Annotated in this window: 20 protein-coding genes; 10 read left to right on the forward strand and 10 right to left on the reverse strand. The window is 65.5% G+C overall.

The genetic code is table 11. The features are described from left to right. Positions 1-17 precede the first annotated feature (17 nt). The 4 genes from mrdA to QCE69_RS00250 all read right to left on the reverse strand — a co-directional run bounded on the left by mrdA (position 18) and on the right by QCE69_RS00250 (position 5,319). Positions 18-2,282 (reverse strand): penicillin-binding protein 2, encoded by a 2,265-nt coding sequence (gene mrdA / locus QCE69_RS00235; protein ID WP_309806940.1) that lies wholly within the window; start codon positions 2,280-2,282, stop codon positions 18-20. Positions 2,283-2,403: 121 nt separating this feature from the next. Then, positions 2,404-2,916, reverse strand: coding sequence for a rod shape-determining protein MreD (mreD, locus tag QCE69_RS00240; protein WP_309806941.1), 513 nt, complete (start codon positions 2,914-2,916; stop codon positions 2,404-2,406). Then, the gene (gene mreC / locus QCE69_RS00245; RefSeq protein ID WP_309928800.1) at positions 2,913-4,037 is read right to left on the reverse strand and encodes a rod shape-determining protein MreC; all 1,125 of its coding nucleotides are present in this window, start codon (positions 4,035-4,037) and stop codon (positions 2,913-2,915) included. The genes mreD and mreC overlap by 4 nt, the downstream gene beginning before the upstream one ends. Positions 4,038-4,275: 238 nt before the next feature. Next, positions 4,276-5,319, reverse strand: coding sequence for a rod shape-determining protein (locus QCE69_RS00250; protein ID WP_004189550.1), 1,044 nt, complete (start codon positions 5,317-5,319; stop codon positions 4,276-4,278). 377 nt (positions 5,320-5,696) lie between these two features. Between QCE69_RS00250 and gatC the strand changes: the two genes are divergently transcribed. The 5 genes from gatC to QCE69_RS00275 all read left to right on the forward strand — a co-directional run bounded on the left by gatC (position 5,697) and on the right by QCE69_RS00275 (position 10,815). Next, positions 5,697-5,996, forward strand: a complete 300-nt coding sequence (gatC, locus tag QCE69_RS00255; protein WP_309811305.1) for an Asp-tRNA(Asn)/Glu-tRNA(Gln) amidotransferase subunit GatC — start codon at positions 5,697-5,699, stop codon at positions 5,994-5,996. Between the two features lie 87 nt (positions 5,997-6,083). Further along, on the forward strand, positions 6,084-7,580 hold the full coding sequence (gatA, locus tag QCE69_RS00260) for an Asp-tRNA(Asn)/Glu-tRNA(Gln) amidotransferase subunit GatA (RefSeq protein WP_309913129.1): 1,497 nt from the start codon (positions 6,084-6,086) through the stop codon (positions 7,578-7,580). After that, positions 7,580-9,052, forward strand: coding sequence for an Asp-tRNA(Asn)/Glu-tRNA(Gln) amidotransferase subunit GatB (gatB, locus tag QCE69_RS00265; protein ID WP_309919516.1), 1,473 nt, complete (start codon positions 7,580-7,582; stop codon positions 9,050-9,052). Before gatA ends, gatB begins: the two co-directional genes overlap by 1 nt. 82 nt (positions 9,053-9,134) lie before the next feature. Beyond that, positions 9,135-9,974 carry a PPK2 family polyphosphate kinase gene (locus QCE69_RS00270; protein ID WP_309913131.1) on the forward strand — a complete coding sequence of 280 codons (840 nt, stop codon included), beginning with the start codon at positions 9,135-9,137 and terminating at the stop codon, positions 9,972-9,974. 55 nt (positions 9,975-10,029) lie between these two features. Next, positions 10,030-10,815: an exodeoxyribonuclease III gene (locus QCE69_RS00275; protein ID WP_309913133.1), complete on the forward strand. Its 786-nt coding sequence runs from the start codon at positions 10,030-10,032 to the stop codon at positions 10,813-10,815. A 12-nt stretch (positions 10,816-10,827) separates the two neighbouring features. On the opposite strand, the gene QCE69_RS00280 is transcribed toward QCE69_RS00275, so the two are convergent. The 6 genes from QCE69_RS00280 to argB all read right to left on the reverse strand — a co-directional run bounded on the left by QCE69_RS00280 (position 10,828) and on the right by argB (position 16,769). Beyond that, positions 10,828-11,649 (reverse strand): M48 family metallopeptidase, encoded by an 822-nt coding sequence (locus QCE69_RS00280; protein WP_309913135.1) that lies wholly within the window; start codon positions 11,647-11,649, stop codon positions 10,828-10,830. Positions 11,650-11,738: 89 nt separating this feature from the next. Continuing rightward, positions 11,739-13,025 carry an AmpG family muropeptide MFS transporter gene (locus QCE69_RS00285; RefSeq protein ID WP_309913136.1) on the reverse strand — a complete coding sequence of 429 codons (1,287 nt, stop codon included), beginning with the start codon at positions 13,023-13,025 and terminating at the stop codon, positions 11,739-11,741. A 44-nt stretch (positions 13,026-13,069) separates the two neighbouring features. Beyond that, the gene (gene metW, locus QCE69_RS00290) at positions 13,070-13,678 is read right to left on the reverse strand and encodes a methionine biosynthesis protein MetW (protein ID WP_309806948.1); all 609 of its coding nucleotides are present in this window, start codon (positions 13,676-13,678) and stop codon (positions 13,070-13,072) included. Then, positions 13,675-14,820 (reverse strand): homoserine O-acetyltransferase, encoded by a 1,146-nt coding sequence (locus QCE69_RS00295; RefSeq protein ID WP_309928803.1) that lies wholly within the window; start codon positions 14,818-14,820, stop codon positions 13,675-13,677. Before QCE69_RS00295 ends, metW begins: the two co-directional genes overlap by 4 nt. A gap of 232 nt (positions 14,821-15,052) precedes the next feature. Further along, a complete protein-coding gene (locus tag QCE69_RS00300; RefSeq protein WP_309913142.1) occupies positions 15,053-15,802 on the reverse strand; it encodes a pyrimidine 5'-nucleotidase in 750 nt (249 codons plus the stop codon). A 67-nt stretch (positions 15,803-15,869) separates the two neighbouring features. After that, complete coding sequence (argB, locus tag QCE69_RS00305) at positions 15,870-16,769, reverse strand: acetylglutamate kinase (protein WP_309806951.1); 900 nt, start codon at positions 16,767-16,769, stop codon at positions 15,870-15,872. Between the two features lie 154 nt (positions 16,770-16,923). Here argB and QCE69_RS00310 point away from each other — a divergent pair, with 154 nt between their 5' ends. From QCE69_RS00310 to QCE69_RS00330, 5 genes are all read left to right on the forward strand, one after another. Next, a complete protein-coding gene (locus tag QCE69_RS00310; RefSeq protein ID WP_309928808.1) occupies positions 16,924-17,151 on the forward strand; it encodes a cysteine-rich CWC family protein in 228 nt (75 codons plus the stop codon). A 136-nt stretch (positions 17,152-17,287) separates the two neighbouring features. After that, a complete protein-coding gene (locus QCE69_RS00315; protein ID WP_309913148.1) occupies positions 17,288-18,577 on the forward strand; it encodes an ATP-binding protein in 1,290 nt (429 codons plus the stop codon). 42 nt (positions 18,578-18,619) lie between these two features. Further along, a complete protein-coding gene (locus tag QCE69_RS00320) occupies positions 18,620-19,162 on the forward strand; it encodes a response regulator transcription factor (RefSeq protein WP_309806955.1) in 543 nt (180 codons plus the stop codon). A gap of 456 nt (positions 19,163-19,618) precedes the next feature. Then, complete coding sequence (locus QCE69_RS00325) at positions 19,619-21,175, forward strand: methyl-accepting chemotaxis protein (RefSeq protein ID WP_309913150.1); 1,557 nt, start codon at positions 19,619-19,621, stop codon at positions 21,173-21,175. Between the two features lie 149 nt (positions 21,176-21,324). Continuing rightward, complete coding sequence (locus QCE69_RS00330) at positions 21,325-22,626, forward strand: solute carrier family 23 protein (protein ID WP_309928810.1); 1,302 nt, start codon at positions 21,325-21,327, stop codon at positions 22,624-22,626. Positions 22,627-22,663: the final 37 nt, after the last annotated feature.

Below are 22,663 nucleotides of genomic sequence, written 5' to 3' on the forward strand. Positions count from 1 at the left end.
TTGCATGACGGTTTCCTTTATTCGTCGATGCCGCCGGTCGGCGCAAGCACGCGCACGCCGTCGTTTTCGTTGCCGCGCACCATCGAGGGCGCGCTTTCCGCCGGGCGTTTCTTCGGCGCGGGCGTGCGGCCGGGCGCGGACGCGGGCAGCGCCGCGGCGGACGCGGCGCGCGGCTTCTGCGCTTTCGCCGCGGAGGCGGGCTGCGCCGGCGCCGAAGCCGCTTTCGCGACAGCGGGATTCGAGGCCGCCTGCGGCGAAAACGCCGGCGACGACTTCGCGACCGACGCGGGCAACGCAGCCGCGGCGGGCGACTCGGTGCCGCCGATCATCGGCAGGCCGGCATCAGTCGTGGCGGACGCCGCGGCGGCCACGGCAGCCGCTTCGGCGCCCGGCTTGAGGCGGTCGACGAGGTAGTAGTCGAGCACCTTGCGCGCGATCGGACCCGCCGATTCCGCGCCCCAGCCGCCGTTCTCGACGATCAGCGCAAGCGCGATCGTCGGATGGTCCGCCGGCGCGAACGCAGTGAACAGCGCGTGGTCGCGCAGATGCTCGGCGAGCGCATGGCCCTTGTAGTTCGAGCCTTGCAGCGAATAGACCTGCGCCGTGCCGGTCTTGCCCGCCGCCTGATACGGCGCGCCCGCGAACACTTTCGCTGCGGTGCCGTTGTTGACGACGCCTTCCAGCGCGCGCTTGATGAAGTCGATGTCCTTCTGCTGCACGTTGATCTTGTTGCTCGGATCGCGCACGACGACGCGCATGGCCTTGCTGATCGGATTCTCGATGTCGCGCACGAGGTGCGGCTTCATCACGACGCCGTTGTTCGCCAGGGTGGCCATCGCGTGCGCGAGTTGCAGGATCGTGAACGAGTTGTAGCCCTGGCCGATGCCCAGGCTGATGGTTTCGCCCTCATACCAGCGCTGCTGTTCCGGCCGGCGATACGCCTTGCGCTTCCATTCGGTGGACGGCAGGATGCCGCGCGCCTCGCCCGCGATGTCGATGCCGGTGATCTGGCCGAAGCCCCACGGCTTCATGAAGTTGGCCATCGCGTTCACGCCGAGGTCGTGGGCCAGCATGTAGAAGTAAGTGTCGTTGGATACGACGATCGCGCGGTTCATGTCCACCCAGCCCTGACCCGAACGCACGTCGTTGCGGAAGGTGTGACCGCCGAAGGTGTACGAGCCCGGATCCTGGAAGCCCCAGCCCGGCGTGCGCTTGTGCAGCGTGAGCGCGGCCAGCGCCATGAACGGCTTGTAGGTGGAGCCCGGCGGATAGGTGCCGTGCAGCGGCCGGTTCAGCAGCGGGTGATCCGGCGAGTTGTTGAGCGCGTCCCAGGTCTGCTGGTCGATGCCGTCGACGAAGGAGTTAGGATCGAAGCTCGGCGCCGAGACGAACGCGAGCACGTCGCCGGTGGACGGCTCGATTGCGACGAGCGCGCCGCGCTTGCCCGCGAAGGCCTGCTCGGCCACCTGCTGCAAGCCGATGTCCAGCGACAGCACGAGGTTGTTGCCAGGCGTGGCCTGCGTGCGCGACATCGTGCGCACCGGACGGCCGCCCGCCGTCACTTCCACTTCCTCGAAGCCGGTCAGTCCGTGCAGCTCGGTTTCGTAACTCTGCTCGACGCCGATCTTGCCTACGTAATCCGTGCCCTTATAGTTGTTGGCATCGAGGCGCGGATCGTAGTGGTCGGAGTTTTCGTCGTTGGCGTCGCTGGCGTCGTCGATGCGTTCCTGATCGCGCTGCGAAATGCGCCCGATGTAACCGATCACGTGTGCGGCCGTCATGCCGAGCGGATATTGCCGGAACAGCCGCGCGCGCACTTCGACGCCGGGAAAGCGGAAGCGCTGCGCGGTGAACTTGGCGACTTCGTCGTCGGTGAGACGCGTGCGGATCGGCAGGCTTTCGAAGTTCTTCGAGTCTTCCAGCAGCTTCTTGAAGCGCCGGCGGTCGCGTGAGTCGATCGGGATGACTTGCGCGAGCTCGTCGATCACTTCGTCGAGCGTGCCGTTGATCTTCGATGGCGTGATTTCGAGCGTGTACGCCGAGTAGTTCTTCGCCAGGATCACGCCGTTGCGGTCGGTGATGATGCCGCGATTCGGGACGATCGGCGCCACCGAGATGCGGTTCTCGTTCGCCTGCAATGAATACTTGCTGAAGTGCCAGACCTGCAGATACAGGAAACGCAAGCCGATCAGCCCGAAGCAGACGAACACGAACAGGCCCGCCGCCGCGACGCGGAGGCGGAACCTGGACAACTGTTGCTCGGTGTTCTTGATTTCGGTCATGCGCGTTGTGTGCTTCTTGTGTGCTTCGTGTGCGATCCGGTCGGCTCGGGTCTCGCGATTCAAGTGTAGTCCGCGCGCGGGCGCTGCATCGGCTGGCGCCAGATTGCGGCGGCGGGGCCGGTCAGATCGGGCGGGTGTCGTCCGGATCGGCGGCGCGGCGCTGCGGCATCAGCAGGAAGAAGCTCGCGACCGGCCACAGCAGCGCTTCCACGAAACCGTTGATCAGATAGCTCCAGCCCGGAAAGGCGGCGCCCGTCATCAGGCGGATCACGAACGGCACCAGATGCGCGCCGACCAGCAAAGGCGCCACGACGAACATCTGCACCGGCAGCGCCATCCACAGCACGCGACGGTGGATGGTGATCGCGCCGTAGGACAGCAGCGTGTAGGCCAGCGCGTGCTCGCCCAGCAGGTTGGCATTGTGGACGTCCATCAGGATGCCCAGCATGAACGCGATGCCCATGCCGACCTTGCGCGGCTGATGCACGTTCCAGAACAGCAGCACGAGCGCGACGAAGTCCGGCACGCCGATCAGGCGTCCCCACGGCATCAGGTTCAGCAGGAAGGCGGCGGCCAGGCTGAAGGTGATGAAGTACGGATTGACCGGCTGCAGGATGTATTGCGGGCGGTTCATCGCGCGGCTCCCGATGACGCGGGCTTGGGCATGTGCGCTTTCTTCGACGGCCGCGCCGCCGGATTCGATGCCGCCTTCGGCGCGGCGGCCTTCGCGGCGGGTTTTTCAGCCGGCTTCCCTGCGGGCTTTTCCGCCGCTGCGGGCGCGGAGCCCGCCGCTGGCGCCGATGCGCCGCTGGCCCCGGCTGCCACCGCCGCCGATTTCGCCGTGGGCTTCTTCTTGCCCTTGTTTTCCTTCGCTTCCCTGGCCGCGGCGGCAGCTTCCACTTCGACCGGATTCGGCGGCTCGTTACGGTTGTAGTGCAGCACGAGCAGCTGGCGCGCGCCGCGCACCGCCGCCACCGGCACGCAGACCACGCGTGCGAACGCCGTGTCGGCCTGCTTGTCGACGCGCAGCACCTTCGCGACCGGCAGCCCCGGCGGATAGATGCCGTCGAGGCCGCTGGTCACGAGGTCGTCGCCGGCTTGTACGTCGGCGCTGATGGGCACGAAGCGCAGGTCGAGCGTGTCGCCCTTCGGCGTGCCGTAGATGACGCTGCGCAAGCCCGTGCGGGCGATCTGCACCGGCACGGCCTGATCCTTGTCCGTGAGCAGTGTGACCTCCGACTGCAACGGGAACACGCGCGTCACCTGGCCGATCACGCCGTCTTCAGTGACCACCGGCGCGCCGTCCTGGATGTTCTGCTGCGAACCCTTGCCGATCACGACCTTCTGCGTGAAGGGATCGCGCGTGTCGTACTGGATCTCGGCGGGGGTTTCGTCGGTCGAGGCGCGCGATTGCAGGTTCAACAGCGCGCGCAGATGCGCGTTCTCGACGGCGAGTTGCGCCGCGTCGCCGGCCTTCACGGAGAGTTCGAGGTTCTTGTCGGCGAGCTTCTTGTTCTCGCTGCGCAATGTGGCGCTGGTCACGGCGAGATCCGCCGCGCCCATGAAGATGTCGCGCGGCACGAGCGCGGCGCGCTGCAGCGGATAGAGCCCCGCGCCGAGCATGCCGCGCACGATTTCCAGCGTGCTGAAACGCGCGTCCGAGACGAGCAGTGCGATCGCAAGGACCACAAAGAAGATCAGGCGCGCGAGCGCGGAAGGGCCTTGCTTGAAAAGGGGCGGCGGACTGTATTCCATGGTCGGCGCCGAGGGCGTGAACGGATGGATCGATGCTGCAGGCTTGGCCGCTCGAAGCGGGGCCTGCCCTACGCGGGTTCGACAACGGCCCGGACGCCTGCCGGACCGTGTTCGCGTCGCGTTACGCGGGACATTGTAGTGGCCGTGCCGGAGGCCGCGCAGATTGTCCGCAGACGGGTGTCCGCGCAAGTATCAGCGGGCGTTGCGGCGGCACTGCCACGGAGCGGCACGGAGCGTCTTACTCGTAGGAGAAGATGCTGCCGAGCTTGTCCATGCGCTCGAGCGCCATGCCCGAGCCGCGCACCACGCAGGTCAGCGGGTCTTCGGCGACGAGCACCGGCAGGCCGGTTTCTTCGGCGAGCAGGCGGTCGAGGTCGCGCAGGAGGGCGCCGCCGCCTGTCAGCATCATGCCGCGCTCCGCGATGTCCGCGCCGAGTTCCGGCGGCGTCTGTTCCAGCGCGATCTTCACCGACGACACGATCTGGTTCAGCGGATCCGTCAGCGCTTCGAGAATTTCATTGCTCGAAATAGTGAAGCTGCGCGGAATGCCTTCCGAGAGGTTGCGGCCCTTGACTTCCATTTCCTTGACTTCGGAGCCGGGGAAGGCCGAACCGATTTCCTTCTTGATGGCTTCGGCGGTTTGCTCGCCGATCAGCATGCCGTAGTTGCGGCGGATGTAGTTGACGATGGCTTCGTCGAACTTGTCGCCGCCCACGCGCACCGAGCCCTTGTACACGATGCCGCCCAGCGAGATGACGCCGACTTCCGTCGTGCCGCCGCCGATGTCGACCACCATGGAGCCAGTGGCTTCCGACACGGGCAGGCCCGCACCGATGGCCGCGGCCATGGGTTCTTCGATCAGGTACACCTGGGAGGCGCCGGCGCCGTGCGCGGCTTCCTTGATGGCGCGGCGCTCGACCTGGGTGGAGCCGCACGGCACGCAGATGATGATGCGCGGCGACGGCGAGAACATGCGGGATTCGTGCGCGGTCTTGATGAACTGCTTGATCATCTGCTCGGTGACGGTGAAGTCGGCGATCACGCCGTCCTTCATCGGCCGGATGGCTTCGATGTTGCCGGGCACCTTGCCGAGCATCTGCTTGGCTTCCTTGCCGACCGCCTGGATGGTCTTCTTGCCGTTGGGACCGCCTTCCTGGCGAATGGAAACGACCGAGGGCTCGTCGAGGACGATGCCTTTGCCGCGCATGTAGATCAGCGTGTTGGCGGTGCCGAGGTCAATCGCCAGGTCGTTGGAGAAATAGCTGCGCAAAAAACCGAACATTCAAAAATCCTGTCTCGCTGGGGATGGCCGTTCGTCGCTCGGAGCGCCGGAAACGGCAGCGGAAAAGTAACGGTTTGCGGGGCGGCGAACCGACGCCGCAAGCTGCAAAACCGGGAGAAAATCTACCGCAGATTGGATGGTCCGATGCAAACGTTTCTCGCAAGGGACGAATCCAGGGAGAAAGCCGCTGACAGGCCGATCCAGAGGTGAGTCGAACGTGTAATGATACCTTATAATTTGGGGGCATCTACAGGAAATGGATGGCATCCGCCGTCATCCCCAAGCCTGCTTCCGAGGGCTCCTTCCAGATTCGTAACTGGCTGACGCAGCTAGAGTTTTCGCAACTGGGGCTGTCCACGCTTTTCTCCGGTGATCCCATGTCTTTGACCCTGACCGACGTAAAACGCATCGCGCATCTGGCGCGGCTCGAACTGCCCGACCACGAAGCCGAACCCACACTCGCGCGGCTCAATGACTTCTTCGGCCTCGTCGAGCAGATGCAGGCCGTCGATACAACCGGCATCGAACCGCTCGCGCATCCGATCGAACAGATCGAGGAAGTCGCGCTGCGTCTGCGCGACGACGCTGTCTCAGAGCGCGTTGATCGCCAAGAGTTCCAGCGTTCCGCGCCTGCCGTGCAGGACGGCCTGTATCTCGTGCCCAAGGTGATCGAATAAGTCACGGCCGCCGGCGCCCTGCGCCGGACTGGGCGACACAGCGACATCGCGCGCGGCCACCAGGACCGCGCCCATCAGGGAACTGCAATGCATCAAAAAAGCTTGACCGAATTGCGCGCCGCGCTCGACTCGAAGGACATCTCCGCAGTCGAGCTGGCGCAAACGTATCTGCAGCGCATCGAGGCCGCGAAGGACCTGAATGCGTTCATCGGCGTGGATCGCGAACTCACGCTCGAACAGGCGAAGGCCGCCGACGCGCTCATCGCCCAGGGCAATGCCGGCGCGCTGACCGGCGTGCCGGTGGCGCACAAGGACGTGTTCGTCACGCGCGGCTGGGCGTCCACGGCCGGCTCGCGCATGCTGGAAAACTATGCGAGCCCGTTCGATGCCACCGTCGTCGCGCGCCTGAAGCAGGCCGGCATGGTCACGCTCGGCAAGACCAACATGGACGAGTTCGCGATGGGCTCGTCGAACGAGAACTCGTACTTCGGCGCGGTCAAGAATCCGTGGGACACGAAGGCCGTGCCGGGCGGCTCGTCGGGCGGTTCGGCGGCGGCGGTGGCCGCGCGTCTCGCGCCTGCCGCGACCGGCACCGACACCGGCGGTTCCATCCGCCAGCCCGCGTCGTTCTCGGGCATCACGGGCATCAAGCCTACGTATGGCCGCGTGTCGCGCTACGGCATGATCGCGTTCGCGTCGTCGCTGGATCAGGGCGGCCCGATGGCGCAGAGCGCCGCCGACTGCGCGCTCCTGCTCAACGCAATGTCCGGCTTCGACGAGCGCGATTCCACCAGCCTCGAACGCGAGAGCGAGGACTACACGCGCCATCTCGGCACGAGCTGGAACGGTTCGGACGACGCGAGCCAGCCGCTCAAGGGCCTGCGCATCGGCTTGCCGAAGGAGTATTTCGGCGCGGGCCTGGCCGACGACGTGCGCGCGTCCATCGACGCCGCGCTGAAGCAATACGAAGCGCTCGGCGCCACGCTCGTCGACGTCTCGCTGCCGCAGACCGAGCTCTCCATCCCGGTGTACTACATCATTGCGCCGGCAGAAGCGTCGTCGAACCTGTCGCGTTTCGACGGCGTGCGCTACGGGCATCGCGCGGCCGATTACCGCGACCTGCTCGACATGTACAAGAAGTCGCGCGCGGAGGGCTTCGGGCCGGAAGTGAAGCGCCGCATCCTGGTGGGCGCCTACGTGCTGTCGCACGGCTACTACGACGCGTACTACCTGCAGGCGCAGAAGATCCGCCGCATCATCGCGCGTGACTTCCAGGAAGCGTTCACGAAGTGCGACGTCATCATGGGGCCGGTGGCGCCGTCGGTGGCGTGGAATCTCGGCGAAAAGGCCGACGATCCCGTGCAGATGTATCTCGCCGACATCTACACGCTGTCCGTGAGTCTCGCGGGCCTGCCCGGCATGAGCGTGCCGTGCGGCTTCGGCGCGGGCGCGAACGCGCAGCGCCCGGTCGGCCTGCAGATCATCGGCAACTATTTCAACGAAGCCCGGATGCTCCAGGTCGCTGACGCGTATCAGCGCGCGACCGACTGGCACCGTAAGGCACCATCGGCAGCGGGAGTCTGATCATGCAGTGGGAAGTCGTCATCGGTCTGGAAACGCACGCGCAGCTTTCCACCGTCTCCAAGATTTTTTCCGGCACGGCCACGCAGTTCGGCGCGGCGCCGAACACGCAGGCCAGCCCCGTCGATCTCGCGCTGCCCGGCGTGCTGCCGGTGATGAACCGCGGCGCCGTGGAGCGCGCGATCCGCTTCGGCCTCGCCATCGGCGCGCACATCGCGCCGCGCAGCATCTTCGCGCGCAAGAACTACTTCTATCCGGACCTGCCGAAGGGCTATCAGATCAGCCAGTACGAGATTCCGGTCGTGCAGGGCGGACAACTCACCATCCAGGTTCCGGCCAACGAAAAGGCCGGCAAGGAAGCCTATTCGAAGACCGTCAACCTGACGCGCGCGCATCTGGAAGAGGACGCGGGCAAGTCGCTGCACGAAGACTTCGCGGGCATGACGGGCATCGACTTGAACCGCGCGGGCACGCCGCTGCTCGAGATCGTCACCGAGCCGGAAATGCGCAGCGCCGCGGAAGCGGTCGCGTATGCGAAGGCGCTGCACGGTCTCGTGATGTGGCTCGGCATCTGCGACGGCAACATGCAGGAAGGCTCGTTCCGCTGCGACGCGAACGTCTCGGTCCGGCCGATGGGGCAAGCCGAGTTCGGCACGCGCGCCGAAATCAAGAACCTGAACTCGTTCCGCTTTCTCGAAGAAGCCATTCAGTATGAAGTGCGCCGCCAGATCGAACTGATCGAGGACGGCGGCACGGTGGTGCAGGAGACGCGTCTGTACGACCCGGACAAGCGCGAAACCCGCTCAATGCGCAGCAAGGAAGACGCGCACGATTACCGCTATTTCCCGGACCCGGACCTGATGCCGCTGGTGATCGAGGCGTCGTGGATCGAGCGCGTGAAGGGCGAGATGCCGGAGCTGCCGGCGAACATGCAGCAGCGCTTCGTCGAGTCCTACGGCCTCACGCCGTACGACGCGGGCGTGCTGACGGCATCGAAGGCGATGGCGTCGTACTTCGAGGCGCTCGTGCAGAAGGCCGGCGCGAACCAGGCGAAGATCGCCGCGAACTGGATCATGGGCGATGTGTCGGCCCAGTTGAACCGCGAGTCGCTGGAGATCGGCGAGTCGCCGGTGTCGAGCGCGCAACTGGCGCTGATCATCCAGCGCATCGCGGACGGCACCATCTCGAACAAGATCGGCAAGGACATCTTCCTGTCGATCTGGGAAGAGAAGGCCACCGACGAAGGCGCGGCGGACCGCATCATCGAGGCGAAGGGACTGAAGCAGATCTCGGACACCGGCGCGCTCGAAGCGATCATCGACGACGTGCTCGCGGCGAACCAGAAGTCGGTCGAGGAATTCCGCGCCGGCAAGGAAAAGGCGTTCAACGCGCTGATCGGCCAGGCGATGAAGGCGACAAAGGGCAAAGCCAACCCACAGCAAGTCAACGAATTGCTGAAGAAGAAGCTATCCTGAGCATCCGAATCACGCATGAACGGGCTGCTGCCGGTTAAGCCTGGCCGCAGCCCGTTTTCATTGGCGACGCCAAAGAACAGACATGGCAAAGAAACCTGAACTGGACGATTTCCGCGTCCCTTTCTTCGACGCGGACAAGAAGCTGAAGCCCTTCGACCTGAGCGCCGTCGATCCCGCCGCGAAGCCGTTTTCGCTCGGCTCGAAGGACGCGGACCGCGAACGGCTCGCGGCGATCGGCGCGCAGCTCGACGACCTGCAGGAAAAGCTCCATGCGCAGCGTCGTCAGCGCGTGCTGCTCGTGCTGCAAGGCATGGACACGAGCGGCAAGGACGGCACCGTGCGCGCGGTGTTCCATGACGTCGATCCGCTCGGCTTGCGCATCGTGCCGTTTCGCGCGCCGTCGGAACGCGAAGCCGCGCATGACTTCCTGTGGCGCGTGCACGCGCAGGCGCCGATGGCCGGCGAATTCGCGGTCTTCAACCGCAGCCACTACGAAGACGTGCTCGTGCCGCGCGTGCTGAAGACCATCGACGCCGACGAATGCGAGCGCCGTTATCGTCATATCCGCGACTTCGAGGCGCTGCTCGCGGACAGCGGCACGACGATCGTCAAATGCTTCCTGCATATTTCGAAGGACGAGCAGCGCGAACGCTTGCAGGCGCGCATCGACGATCCGACCAAGCACTGGAAGTTCGACGTCTCCGACCTCGAAGCGCGCAAGCAATGGGACGCGTATCAGGACGCCTACGCCGCCGCGCTCGGCGCGACCTCGACGGAAGAAGCGCCGTGGACCATCATTCCGGCCGACTCGAAGACGCATCGCAACCTGATGGTGGCGGAACTGCTGCTGCGCACGATGCAGGGCATGAAGCTGGAATTCCCGGCGGCAAAGGAATCGCTGAAGGGCGTGAAGGTGGAATGAGTCGGGAAGATCGAGAAGAACAACCCAGGCAACGAACCCAACAAAAAGGAAGCGTATGTTCCGCGTGATCACCGCCAATCTCAACGGCATCCGTTCGGCCGCGAAGAAAGGCTTTTTCGACTGGTTCGGCGAGCAGAAATCCGACGTCGTGTGCGTGCAGGAAATCAAGTGCTCGCAGGACGACCTGACGCCCGAATTCCTCGCGCCGCACGGCTTTCAAGGCTACTTCCAGCATGCGGTGAAGAAGGGCTACAGCGGCGCGGGCCTGTACACGCGCCATGAACCGGACGACGTGATCATTGGCTTCGGCTCGGCGGAATTCGATCCGGAAGGGCGCTATGTGGAAGCGCGCTTCGGCAAGCTCTCGGTGGTCTCCGTGTACGTGCCGTCCGGCTCCAGCGGCGACGAGCGCCAGCAGGCGAAGTACCGCTTCATGGACGAGTTCATGCCGCATCTCACCGAGCTTTCGCAAGAGCGCGAAGTGATCGTGTGCGGCGACGTGAACATCGTTCACAAGGAAATCGACATCAAGAACTGGAAGAGCAACCAGAAGAATTCAGGCTGCCTGCCCGAGGAGCGTGCGTGGCTCACGAAGCTCTTCGACGACGTCGGCTATGTCGACGTGTTCCGCACCCTCGACACGCGCCCCGAGCAGTACACGTGGTGGAGCAATCGCGGCCAGGCGTATGCGAAGAACGTCGGGTGGCGTATCGACTATCAGATCGCAACGCAGGAAGTGGCCGCCACGGCGAAGCAGACCTCGGTCTTCCGCGACATCAAGTTCAGCGATCACGCGCCGCTGACCGTCGATTACGACTGGAAACTGGGCAAGAAGAAGTAATGCAGGCGGGGCTCAGCGGCCGGACTTCTTGAACCGGCCGAGTCCCGCATAGTTCGGCAACTGGTCGATGGTCTTGCCGACCGCCTTCGCATACAGCGGCATCATGTCCGGCATGCGCTTGAGCAGATCCTGCCTGCGGTCCGGCCCGTAGGGATGCAGCCAGATGAAACCGTCGTCGCTGCGGCGCGTGCCGGTATCGATCTTGTTCCACAACGTGACGGCTGCGCGCGGATCGTAGCCCGCGCGCGATGCAATCTCGCTGCCGATGACATCGGCCTCGGTTTCGTCGGCGGGGGAATAGCGCATCGACATCAGTTGGTCGCCGATATCCGGCTGTTGCGACCCATAGTTCGACAAACCCAGATACTGCGGCATCGCGCCCGCGCCCAGTTGCGCGGCCTGCTGCCTGCCGAGCCGCTCGCGCGCGTGCTCGCGCAGCGCGTGGGCGATGTCGTGGCCGATCATCATGCCGATCTCGTTGTCGTTCAGATGAAGCCTGTCGATCAGCCCGCTATACACGATGATCTTCCCGCCCGGCAGACACACCATGCGCTCGTCGGACGACTTGATGACGTTGATTTCCCACTTCCAGTTCTTCGCGCGGTCGTTCCACTTGAGCGCGAACGGAATCTCGTGATTCGCGATGTCGCGCACGCGCTTGACCAGCGGATTCGTGTCCGGCAGAAGCGTCTTGTCGCGCTGGGCGTCGTGGATGACCTGCGCGTATTCCTGCGCGGATTGTGCTTCGAGCGTCGCGGGCGGAATCAGATTGCGAAACAGTGCGGTATTGCCGAAACGAATCTGGTTGTTCGGCGCGGTGTACGGCGCCGGCATGCTCTTCTCGTCCTGAGCGTGCGCGGACAAGGGCGCGCAAGTCGCCCATGCCAGTACGCAAAGCAAGGCTCGGCGCGAGTAAGACACCGTCATCGTTGAGTTCTCCAGGGCGCGATTTTGGGCAACAGTAACATGCCCGGCAGCGACAGCGCGACGCAGATCAGGAAGTACGGAAACCAGCCGGCCTCGCTCACGAGATAGCCGCTGCCCGCTGCGGCAAAGGTGCGCGGCACGGCCGCGAGGCTTGTGAAAAGCGCGAATTGCGTCGCGGTGTAGCGCGGGTCCGTGGTGCTCGCAATGTACGCGGTGAAGGTGGCGAGCGTGAGGCCGGTCGCGAAGGTTTCGAAGCCGTACAGCACGGCGAGCGCCAGCGGCGAAGGCCCGATCTTCGCGAGCCACGCGAAGCCGAGCGTCGCGATGATCTGCAATGCGCCGAAGATCCACAGCCCGCGCGCGATGCCGATCTTCACCAGCGCAATGCCGCCGAGCAGGCCGCCCGCGATGCTTGCCCAGAACGCGACCGCCTTGGCGATCACGCCGATCTGCGTGAGCGAGAAGCCGATGTCGAGGAAGAACTTGGTGGCGAGCGCGGTCGCCATGGTGTCGCCGAGCTTGTACAGGAAGATGAAGCCGAGCACGAGCAGGGCGGCGCGCCAGCCGTCGCGCGTGACGAATTCGTGAAACGGCTCGACGATCGCTTCGCGCAGGCTCTTCGGCGGCGTGCCGTGAATCTGCGGCTCCTTGACGACGAGCGTCATGATGAGCCCCGGCAGCATGAAGGCGGCGGTGATGATGAACACCGTCTTCCACGGCAGGAAGCCCGCGAGGATCAGCGACAGCGAGCCGGGCACCAGCCCCGCGACCTTGTAGGCGTTGACATGGACGGCATTGCCGAGACCTTGCTCGGTGTCGGCGAGCAGTTCGCGCCGGTAGGCGTCGATGACGATATCCTGACTGGCGCCGAAGAACGCCACCAGCGCGGCCACTGCCGCCACGGACCAGATGTTCTGTTCCGGCGAGAAGAACCCGAACGAGCCGATCGCCAGCATGACGAGCACTTGCGTGACGAACATCCAGCCGCGCCGCCGGCCCGGACGCCAGCCCGGAAAGCGCGGGACGAAGCGGTCCATCAGCGGCGACCAGACGAACTTCCACGTGTACGGCAGTCCGATCAGCGCGAACAGGCCGATCTCCTTCACATTGACGTGAGCGGTGGTGAGCCAGGCCTGCAACAGGCTGAACAGCGTGAACAGCGGCAATCCGGACGTGAAGCCGAGAAAGACGCAGATGAGGATGCGCGTGTTGAGAAACGCGCGCCAGCCTGGATGTTCTTCGTGAGCGGTTAGAGCGGGCGCCTCGTGTGGCGTATCGGGCATGTCGTGTACGGGCAGTGGTCGATGCGTGAGCGCACCGGCGGCTTTTACCGGCGCTTCACGCGATAGACCGCAAGACTACCACGCCAGTTCGCGCCCCAACGGACCACCTGCCCGCCATGCAGCACCACGCGATCCAGGATCTCGATGCCCACTTCCGGCGCCAGCGCCTCGAAGTCCTCGATGGTCAGCACGCGCACGTTCGGCGTGTTGTGCCATTGATAGGGCAGCGAGCGCGACACCGGCATGCGTCCCTGCAATACCGAGAGCCGGTGCTGCCAGTAGCCGAAATTCGGAAACGACACGATGCATTGACGCCCGACGCGTACGGTTTCGCGCAGGATCGCGGCCGTCTGGTGAATGGTCTGCAAGGTCTGCGAGAGGACCGCGAAGTCGAAGCTGTCGTCCTCGAAGAGCCGCAGGCCGTCTTCGAGATTCTGCTGGATCACGTTCACGCCCTTCTGCGCGCACGCGAGCACGCCGGCATCGTTGATCTCGATGCCATAGCCCGTCACGTCGAGCTCCTCGCCGAGCAGCGAGAGCAGTGAGCCGTCGCCGCAGCCGAGATCGAGCACGGTCGAGCGCGGCTCCACCCAGCGCGCGATGGCGCGAAAATCCGAACGCAGCGCGAGCGAATCGAGTGTGTTCTGGTTCATGCGCCGATCTCCGTGGCAATGCGCTCGTAATAGGCGCGCATCAGGTTGTGATAGCGCGCGTCGTCGAGCAGGAAGGCGTCGTGGCCGTGCGGCGCATCGATTTCGGCGTAGCTCACCGTGCGCTTGTTGTCGAGCAGCGCCTTGACGATCTCGCGCGAGCGCGCCGGCGCGAAACGCCAGTCGGTCGTGAAGCTCGTGACGAGATACTTGGCCTGCGTGTTGGCCAGCGCCTTTGTGAGATCTCCGTCGAAGGCCTTCGCGGGATCGAAATAATCCAGCGCGCGCGTGATCAGCAGGTAGGTGTTCGCGTCGAAGTATTCCGCGAACTTGTCCGCCTGATAGCGCAGATACGACTCCACTTCGAACTCGACGTCGAAGTTGAAGTTGTAGGCATCGAGCGCGCCTTCGGCTCGCCGCAGCGCGCGGCCGAATTTCACGGCCATGTCGTCGTCGGAGAGATAGGTGATGTGGCCGATCATGCGCGCGACGCGCAGGCCGCGGCGCGGCTTCACATCGTGCGCGTAGTAGTCGCCGCCGTGGAAGTCGGGATCGGAGAGGATCGCGGAGCGCGCCGTTTCGTTGAACGCGATGTTCTGCGCGGAGAGCTTCGGCGTCGAGGCCACGACGATGCAATGCCCGAGCCGCTCCGGATACATCATGCTCCACGCCATCGCCTGCATGCCGCCGAGACTGCCGCCCATCACCGCTGCGAAGCGCTCGATGCCGAAGCGATCGGCCACGCGGGCCTGCGCATGCACCCAGTCTTCCACCGTGATGACGGGAAAGCGCGCGCCGTAGGGTTTGCCGGTGGCGTGATCGACGCTCATCGGGCCGGTCGAGCCGAAGCACGAGCCGAGATTGTTCACGCCGATGACGAAGAAGCGGTTCGTGTCGAGCGGTTTGCCCGGCCCGACCATGTTGTCCCACCAGCCGACGTTCTTCGGTTCGCCGGCATACACGCCCGCGACGTGATGCGAGGCGTTGAGCGCATGGCACACGAGCACGGCATTCGAGCGCGCGGAGTTGAGTTCGCCATAGGTTTCGACGACCAGTTCATAGTCGGCGAGCGACGAGCCGTTCTGCATGGCAAGCGGCTCGGTGAAGCGCAGGGTCTGGGGCGTGACGATGCCGATCGATTCCATTCATTCCGCCTTGTTCGAGCGGCTAAACGGGTGTCGGCGATGCGCGAGGGAAAGCGTGCGCGGCTGACGACCTCTTTAGCCGCATTTATAGTGAACCTCGCGATGATGCCCCGTGAGGTTCGCGCGCCCGCAATCGAGTCAGCAAATCGGCGCGTGTGAGTGATACGAGAAAATCTCGTTAGCGAGGAAGTATAGCGGAAAACGTCATAAGGCCGCCGGGGCGGCGCCTGGCTCAGCGCATTGCGCTGCCGCGCATGCCGAGCGTCAGTGCGCGCAGCGAGCGCACCGTGCGGTCCACGTAATGCGGCCGTCCGATGCCCGGCAGGCGCGTCGACAAACCGCCGCTCGAGGTCTTCGCCACCGGCAAGTGCCCGACGATCCACACCGTGCGGATGCCGAGCCGCCGGTAACTCTTCAGATGGCCGCGCGTGTCCTCGACCAGGATCGCGTCGCGCAGATGCACGTGGGCGCGGCGCATTTCCCGGCGCAGCATCGTCGCGTCGGGCTTGGCGCGCCAGCGCTCGCCTTCGCGCATGTCCTCGATGGCGATCACGCGCTCGAACAGCCGGCCGATGCCCAGTTCCGCCATGACCGCGCGCGCATAGAGCGTCGGCGCGTTGGTGAGCACGATCTTGCGGCCCGGCAAGGCGCGCAGCATGCGCGTGAGGCCGCGCTCGGCGCGCACCATCGAAGGCAGGTCGGGAAAGGTGTGCACCACGCGCAGGAAGTCGGCGGGATCGACGCCATGATGCTTGACGAGACCCAGCAGCGTCGCGCCGTAGCGCACCGTGTAGCCGACGCGCAGCCGGTTGGCTTCGTCGATGTCCACGCCCAGCCGGTCGATGATGTACTGCGTCATGCCGCGGTTGATCGCCGGGAAGATGGCGTGCGAAGCGTGATGGAGCGTGTTGTCGAGGTCGAAGAGCCAGACGGGGCCGCGCGTTTTCACGTGACGACGGCGAGCGGGACGTTGCGGAGTCATGGTGTTGTTGCCGGGCGCCAAAGAAAACGCCCGCGCGGGGCGGGCGTCGGGAGGGATGCGATGCGGCTCAATGCGAGCGGATCATCGTGCCGAACGGCTGTTCGGTCAGGATTTCGAGCAGCACCGAATGTTCGATGCGGCCGTCGATGATGTGCACCGAGCGCACGCCGCTCTTCGCGGCGTCGAGCGCGGAGGAGATCTTCGGCAGCATGCCGCCGGAGATGGTGCCGTCCGCGAACAGCGAGTCGATCTCGCGTGCGGACAGGTCCGTAAGCAGGTTGCCTTCCTTGTCCATCACGCCGGGGATGTTCGTCATCATGACGAGCTTTTCGGCGTTGAGCACGACGGCGAGCTTGCCCGCGACGAGGTCCGCGTTGATGTTGTACGAGAGGCCGTCTTCGCCGAAGCCGATGGGCGAGATGACCGGAATGAACGCGTCGTCCTGGAGCGCCTTCACGACAGCCGGATTGATCGCCTCGACTTCGCCCACCTGGCCGATGTCGATAAACTGGCCCGGATTATCGCGATCCGGCATCATCAGCTTGCGCGCGTGGATCAGGGCGCCGTCCTTGCCGGTCAGGCCCACCGCGTGACCGCCGAAGTGATTGATCAGCGTGACGATGTCCTGCTGCACTTCGCCGCCGAGCACCCATTCGACCACTTCCATGGTTTCTTCGTCGGTGACGCGCATGCCCTGGATGAAGGTGCCCTGCTTGCCGATCTTCTTCAGCGCCTGGTCGATCTGCGGACCGCCGCCGTGCACGATCACCGGATTGATGCCGACCAGCTTCAGCAGGATCACGTCGCGCGCGAAGCCCTGCTTGAGGCGCTCTTCGGTCATGGCATTGCCGCCGTATTTGATCACGACCGTCTTGCCGTGATACTGACGGATATAGGGCAGCGCCTCGGCCAGGATTTCGGCCTTCAGGGTCGGGGCGATTTGCGTGAGGTCGGGAAGCTCGGACATGGCGGCAAATGAGGCGAGGAGCGTTTAAACACGCGGAATTGTACAGGACTGACGCGACGCAGCAGGACGAATTGCCGCGTGCCGCCTCAGCGTCTCCGGCGGGCTGCCGGGCATGCGATCATCGTTCAGGCAGAACCGTGACGAGATGATGAACATGGCTTTCGAAAAGACCGCCGCACAGACGCCGCCGGTCACGCCGGCCGGCGCACAGACCTGCGCGATTTGCGGCGCGGCGTTACGCTGCGGCGTTTTGGCCGGCGACCCGGCCTGCTGGTGCGCGGCGCTTCCGGCATTGCCGCCCGACCGGCTGCAGGCGGGCGCTACGTGCCTGTGTCCGTCGTGTCTTGCAGCCGCGCTCGAGCGTGCCGGCCTTCCCGGTTAGCAGAGCGCATGCCGTGCCGCCCGGGTGCGACAAATCGCGCCAGATGCCGCTGCAAGCCTGATGCAAGCGGGATAATGTCGCCAGGGCGCACGCCTGTGCCCGGCGTTCCGCCACGCGTCGACGGATACTCAATCAGATGCATCGCATAACCACCACCGGACGGGTCAATCTCGGTCATCTCTTCTGGCTTCGCTCGCTCGCGATCATCGGCCAGCTGACGAGCATCGCCGTCGTGCAGATCTTCTACGGCGCGAAACTGCCGCTGCCGGCCATGCTGCTCGTCATCGCGCTCGAAATGCTGTTCAACGGCCTCACCTGGCTGCGGGTCTCGCGGGCACGGCCGGAGACCAACATGGAGCTGTTCGGCCAGATGTGCGTCGATCTCGGCGCGCTCTCGGCCCTGCTGTTCCTCTCGGGCGGCGCAACCAATCCGTTTGTCACGCTCTATCTGCCGTCGCTGGCCATTGCCGCCGCGATCCTGCCGTGGGTCATGATGACCTGCCTCGCGCTGTTCGCCGTCGCCTGCTACGCGCTGCTCAGCTACAACTACGTGCCGCTCAATATGGAGAACCCGGCCAACCTGTTCGACTATTTCCGCATGGGGCTGTGGGTCAACTTCATGGTGAGCGTCGGGCTGATCGGCTGGTTCGTCGCGCGCATGTCGCGGGCGCTGCGCGTGCGCGACGCCGCCCTCGCCGACGCCCAGCAGCGCCACCTGCGCGACGAACGGGCCGTGGCGCTCGGCGTCCAGGCCGCCACGGTGGCGCACGAAATGGGCACGCCGCTGTCGACCATCGCGATGCTGTCCGAGGAACTGCGCGATTCCGCCGCCCACGACCGCAACCTCGCGCCCTACGCCGCGGATTTCGAACTGCTCGAACAGCAGATGGCGCTGTGCACGTCGGCGCTCGCGCGCCTGCGCAGCCGCGCGACCGGACCGTCCAGCCGCCAGGCGCTGGACGAATGGCTCGCCAGCTTCATCGAGCAATGGCGGCTGCGGCATCCGCAGGTGAAGTTCGCGCAGATTGGCGCGGCGCCCGCGGAGGCGTCGATCGACGACCCGGTGGCCGTCGGCCAGATCCTCACCATCCTGCTCGACAACGCGGCGCGCGCCAGCAGTGAATCAGTGACCTTGCAGGCGAGCGCCGAAACCATCGATGCCGCGCCGTGCGTGCGTTTCGACGTCGCCGACCGCGGCCCCGGCATTCCGCCCGCGTTGCGCGTGGCGCTCGGCGCGGCGCCGGTGGACAGCACGCAGGGCGGACATGGCGTCGGTCTGTATCTGGCGTTCGCGGCGGCGGCGCGGCTGGGCGGATCGATCGAACTGCACGATGGCGAGCCGCACGGCACGCGCGCGGTGCTGCGTCTGCCGAATCGCGGCGCGGCGGCGCAGGCGGAACGAACTGAACGAAGCAAGGCGGCCTGAACTCGAATCGGGACGCTACGGGTGAATCACGGAGAAAACAGCATGAGCGATACCAACTTTCTGATCATCGACGACGACGAAGTCTTTGCCGGCATCCTCGCCCGCGGTCTCACGCGGCGCGGCTACACCGCGCATCAGGCGCACGACGCGGATGAAGCCCTGAAGCTCGCGAACCAGCACAAGTTCGGGCAGATCACGGTGGACCTGCATCTCGGCAACGATTCCGGCCTGCGGCTGGTGGCGCCGCTGCGCGATCTGCAACCCGATGCGCGCATTCTCGTGCTGACCGGTTACGCGAGCATCGCGACGGCGGTGCAGGCCGTGAAGGACGGCGCGGACAACTATCTGGCGAAGCCGGCGAACGTCGAGACGATTCTCGCGGCGCTCCACGAGCAGGCCAGCGAGCAGACGGCCGAGGAAGCCATCGAGAACCCGACGCTGCTGTCCGTGGCGCGGCTCGAATGGGAACATATCCAGCGGGCGCTGGCCGAGAACAACGGCAATATCTCCGCGACGGCGCGCGCGCTCAACATGCATCGGCGCACGCTGCAGCGCAAGCTGGCGAAGAAGCCGGTACGGCAGTAAGCGGGAAGCGGCTTTTGGGGGCATGGCTGTGGCGGTCTCACGCCACAGTCAAAACGCAAACCGATCGCTCAAAAAAAACGCCCAAGCCGGGGAGGCCATGGGCGGGAATCGGAGAGTTGCAACGACACCATGCGCGATCGGAATGTGCCAACTTCGTGCGCGAACATCGACACACGCGCACAAACAGCATACGTGCCGCGTTTCCCCCTCCCTATCAGAGAACTCTCAATCGAAGGTCTGGACTCAGCCGCTGCAATCAGATCGCAGCGGCCTGAAATCCCTGCTTCTGGATCACTTGTTTACAGGCGCCTTCCAGCGCATATCCCGCCCGCGTTATCTCCTCCATACGCACTCAAGAACGTCCGACGCCCAGCCGTAACCACGCTGTGCGCGGACCGGCGTTCGCGCTGCGCTGTCCATGGACGCCGTCCGTGGAGCGTGCAAGAGGAGACATCGATGAAATGGTTTGACCGCCTGTCCGTGCTCAACAAGCTGTTGCTGTCGTTCGCGGTGGTGATCCTGTTCACTGCGTGCGTGGGCGCCACCGGCGTGGTGTCGCTCGCGAAGATGAACGGCCTGATCGGCGAGATCGGCGAACGTCATCTGGACGGGGTGTATTGGGTCGAGGAAATCAACAAGCACAAGCTCGACACGGACCTCGCCGCCGCGAACCTGACTTTCGCCGACGACGCCGGCAAGACCAAACTGAAGGAAGGCATGTCGACGTCGCTCGACGACATGCACCGCGCCTTCGAACGCGTGCGTCCGACGATTCTCTCCGCCGAAGGCGCCGCGCTCTACGATGCCGCGCATCAGTCGGTGTCGGCGTGGGAGGACATTGTGCTGATGCAGATGGGCAAAAAGCCCATGCCGATCGACGTCGACCAGATGGGCCTCATTGGCCGCGCGATCGCGTCGAGCGAGAAAGCGCGCGCTTCGCTGGAGCGGCTCGCCGACTTCAAGCGCAAGCGCGCGACCGAGGCGCGCCAGCATGCGGCGTCGGAGTACGAGACGATGCGCGCCGTGATGCTGGCGCTGGTGCTCGGCGCGATGGCCGCGGGCGCGTTGCTCGCGGTGCTGATCGGCCGGCGCCTGGCGGCGCAGCTCGGCGGCGAGCCGGGCTATGCGGCGGACATCGCCGACCGCATCGCGCGCGGCGACCTGACCACGCGTGTCGCCACGCGTCCCGGCGACGAGCGCAGCATGCTCGCGAGCCTCGGCAACATGAGCGTGAAACTGGCGGACATCGTCGGCGGCATTCGTCATTCGAGCGATTCGATCCTGCATGCGTCGCGCGAGATCGCGCAGGGCAACACGGATCTTTCGCAGCGCACCGAGGAGCAGGCCGCGTCGCTCGCGGAAACGGCGTCAAGCATGGAGCAGCTCACGCAGACGGTACGTCAGAACGCCGATCACGCAGATGAGGCCAGCGGTCTCGCGCGCGGCGCATCCGACATCTCGGCGCGCGGCAGCGAACTCGTCGGCGATGTGGCCGGCACCATGCGCGAGCTGGCCGCCGGGTCGAGGCGCATGACGGACATCATCGGCGTGATCGAGGGCATCGCGTTCCAGACCAACATCCTCGCGCTGAATGCGGCGGTGGAAGCGGCGCGCGCCGGAGAAGAAGGGCGCGGCTTTGCGGTGGTCGCGGGCGAAGTGCGTGCGCTCGCGCAGCGCAGCGCGACCTCGGCGAAGGAAATCAAGGAACTGATCGAGGCGTCCACGGCGCGTGTCGACAGCGGCGCGGCGCTCGCCGAACGCGCCGGCACGACGATGGCTGAGGTCACCCACGCCGTGCAGCGCGTGACGGACATCATGGCGCAGATTTCGTCGGCATCGCACGAGCAGAGTTCGGGCATCGAGCAGGTGAACCTGGCCGTCGCGCAGATGGATCAGGTGACGCAGCAGAACGCGGCGCTGGTCGAAGAGGCCGCCGCGGCCGCCGGCGCGATGGCCGATCAGGCCGAGCAGTTGAAGCACGCGGTAGCGGTGTTCACCTTGCAGCACGCCTGAGCGGGCGGGCGCGTGGCGGGCGGGCGACGCCCGAACGGCCGTATCATCGGCTCGCTTGCCACCCGACAGCCCGCTCCGTACACTCGCGCCTGATTTTTCATCAGAGCGCCGCACGGACGGCGCTTCATCGCCGCACAGGAGGCCCGCCCATGTCCGATTCCTTCTTCCCCCGCTGGCCGGTCCAGCCCGATGCCCGCGAGGGCCGCGTGGTGGCGCCCGACGAGCGTCTGCCCTGGCCGCAGATGATCGCGATGGGCGTGCAGCACGTCGTCGCGATGTTCGGCTCGACCGTGCTCGCGCCGCTCCTGATGGGCTTCGATCCCAATCTGTGCATCTTCATGTCGGGCATCGGCACGCTGCTGTTCTTCGTGCTCGTCGGCGGGCGCGTGCCGAGCTATCTCGGTTCGAGCTTCGCGTTCATCGGACTCGTGATCGCGGTGACGGGCTACGGCGGACAAGGGCCGAACCTCAACATTCCGGTGGCGCTGGGCGGCATCATCGCGTGCGGCGTGGCTTACGCGATCATCGGCGTGATCGTCGCGGCGGTCGGCACGAAATGGATCGAGGCCTTGATGCCGCCGGTCGTGACGGGCTCCATCGTCTGCGTGATCGGGCTGAATCTGGCGCCGATCGCCGTAAAGGGCGTGATGGGCAGCAGCTTCGAGTCGTGGATGGCGCTGGTCACCGTGCTGTGCGTCGGCGCGGTCGCGGTGTTCGCGCGCGGCATGGCGCAGCGCCTGCTGATCCTGATCGGCCTCGCCATCGCGTATTTCATCTATGCGGCGCTGACCAACGGCATGAGCATGGGCAAGCCCATCGACTTCGCGGTGGTCGCGAATGCCGCCTGGTTCGGCATGCCACACTTCACCGCGCCCGTGTTCGAAGCCCCCGCGATGACCCTGCTCGCGCCCGTCGCGATCATCCTGGTCGCGGAGAATCTCGGCCACATCAAGGCGGTCGGCGCGATGACCGGCAAGAGCCTCGACAAGTACATCGGCCGGGCGTTCATCGGCGACGGTCTCGCGACGATCGTTTCCGGCTTCGCAGGCGGCACTGGCGTGACGACGTATGCCGAGAACATCGGCGTGATGGCGGTCACCAAGATCTATTCGACGCTCGTGTTCGTGATCGCCGCGCTGTTCGCGATCGTGCTCGGTTTCTCGCCGAAGTTCGGCGCGCTGATCCAGACGATTCCGGGCCCGGTGCTGGGCGGCGTGTCTATCGTCGTGTTCGGGCTGATCGCGGTGACGGGCGCGCGCATCTGGGTCGTCAACAAGGTCGACTTCTCCGACAACCGCAATCTGATCGTCGCGGCGGTCACGCTCGTGCTCGGCACCGGCGATTTCACGCTGAAGCTCGGCGGCTTCGCGCTCGGCGGGATCGGGACCGCGACGTTCGGCGCGATTATTTTCTATGCGCTGCTGCGCCGTCGCGGGGCGGGGGTGGTCTGAAGCAGGTCGCCTGCCGGTCTGCGTGAACGCGCGGACT

The organism is Caballeronia sp. LZ032 (assembly GCF_031451315.1).
Taxonomy (GTDB): domain Bacteria; phylum Pseudomonadota; class Gammaproteobacteria; order Burkholderiales; family Burkholderiaceae; genus Caballeronia.

Coding starts and splice junctions, on each gene's coding strand:
- gatA (WP_309913129.1), top strand. CDS start 6,084: ATGCATCAAAAAAGCTTGACCGAATTGCGCGCCGCGCTCGACTCGAAG.
- QCE69_RS00315 (WP_309913148.1), top strand. CDS start 17,288: ATGCATCGCATAACCACCACCGGACGGGTCAATCTCGGTCATCTCTTC.
- mreD (WP_309806941.1), bottom strand. CDS start 2,916: ATGAACCGCCCGCAATACATCCTGCAGCCGGTCAATCCGTACTTCATC.
- QCE69_RS00280 (WP_309913135.1), bottom strand. CDS start 11,649: ATGCCGGCGCCGTACACCGCGCCGAACAACCAGATTCGTTTCGGCAAT.
- QCE69_RS00310 (WP_309928808.1), top strand. CDS start 16,924: ATGGCTTTCGAAAAGACCGCCGCACAGACGCCGCCGGTCACGCCGGCC.
- QCE69_RS00300 (WP_309913142.1), bottom strand. CDS start 15,802: ATGACTCCGCAACGTCCCGCTCGCCGTCGTCACGTGAAAACGCGCGGC.
- QCE69_RS00270 (WP_309913131.1), top strand. CDS start 9,135: ATGGCAAAGAAACCTGAACTGGACGATTTCCGCGTCCCTTTCTTCGAC.
- QCE69_RS00285 (WP_309913136.1), bottom strand. CDS start 13,025: ATGCCCGATACGCCACACGAGGCGCCCGCTCTAACCGCTCACGAAGAA.
- QCE69_RS00330 (WP_309928810.1), top strand. CDS start 21,325: ATGTCCGATTCCTTCTTCCCCCGCTGGCCGGTCCAGCCCGATGCCCGC.
- QCE69_RS00320 (WP_309806955.1), top strand. CDS start 18,620: ATGAGCGATACCAACTTTCTGATCATCGACGACGACGAAGTCTTTGCC.
- QCE69_RS00250 (WP_004189550.1), bottom strand. CDS start 5,319: ATGTTCGGTTTTTTGCGCAGCTATTTCTCCAACGACCTGGCGATTGAC.
- argB (WP_309806951.1), bottom strand. CDS start 16,769: ATGTCCGAGCTTCCCGACCTCACGCAAATCGCCCCGACCCTGAAGGCC.
- metW (WP_309806948.1), bottom strand. CDS start 13,678: ATGAACCAGAACACACTCGATTCGCTCGCGCTGCGTTCGGATTTTCGC.
- QCE69_RS00275 (WP_309913133.1), top strand. CDS start 10,030: ATGTTCCGCGTGATCACCGCCAATCTCAACGGCATCCGTTCGGCCGCG.
- mrdA (WP_309806940.1), bottom strand. CDS start 2,282: ATGACCGAAATCAAGAACACCGAGCAACAGTTGTCCAGGTTCCGCCTC.
- gatC (WP_309811305.1), top strand. CDS start 5,697: ATGTCTTTGACCCTGACCGACGTAAAACGCATCGCGCATCTGGCGCGG.
- QCE69_RS00295 (WP_309928803.1), bottom strand. CDS start 14,820: ATGGAATCGATCGGCATCGTCACGCCCCAGACCCTGCGCTTCACCGAG.
- QCE69_RS00325 (WP_309913150.1), top strand. CDS start 19,619: ATGAAATGGTTTGACCGCCTGTCCGTGCTCAACAAGCTGTTGCTGTCG.
- mreC (WP_309928800.1), bottom strand. CDS start 4,037: ATGGAATACAGTCCGCCGCCCCTTTTCAAGCAAGGCCCTTCCGCGCTC.